At 45.9% G+C, this 518-nt stretch carries 1 protein-coding gene; it reads right to left on the reverse strand.

Features of this window, described 5'->3' with window-relative positions; all coding sequences use genetic code 11:
- Window positions 1–56: 56 nt before the first annotated feature.
- Window positions 57–518, reverse strand: a 462-nt coding sequence (ccmE, locus tag R7O13_RS30880; RefSeq protein WP_318305720.1) for a cytochrome c maturation protein CcmE, incomplete at its 5' end; no start/stop codon positions are given.

The raw sequence follows: 518 nt of genomic DNA on the forward strand, positions 1-518 counted from the left end.
AAGCAGTACCGCCATCGCTAAAGATAAAATGAGGGCAAAATGGCCGATTTCAGCAATCATTCGCCGCTTCCTTGTTTTTGTTCACTGCTGTATTGCAATGGTTCATGCGTTTTCTTCATGGCTTCTGCAATTTCAGGTGGCATATATTCTTCGTCGTGTTTAGCGAGAACTTCAAACGCTTCAACTGTCGTTGCGTCTTTTAGAACACCTTGCGCAACGATGCCCTGCCCTTCACGGAACAAATCAGGAAGAATGCCTTCGTAAGTGATCGTTACTTTTGGACCCACATCATGCAGATCAAAGCTCACTTTAAGAGAGTTAGGATCACGACGAACCGAGCCTACAACCACCATGCCACCAATACGAAGACGCTGACCAACCTCAGGTTTAGTACCATCTGGCTTACCGTTGACCAGTTCAGTCGGCGTGTAGAAAAGGTCCATATTTTGGTTAAGCGCATATAGCATCAAACCGATGGTGGCACTGATACCGATAAAGATCGCCAGAACAATACCTAG

The sequence above is a fragment of the Vibrio sp. Y176 genome (assembly GCF_033438945.1).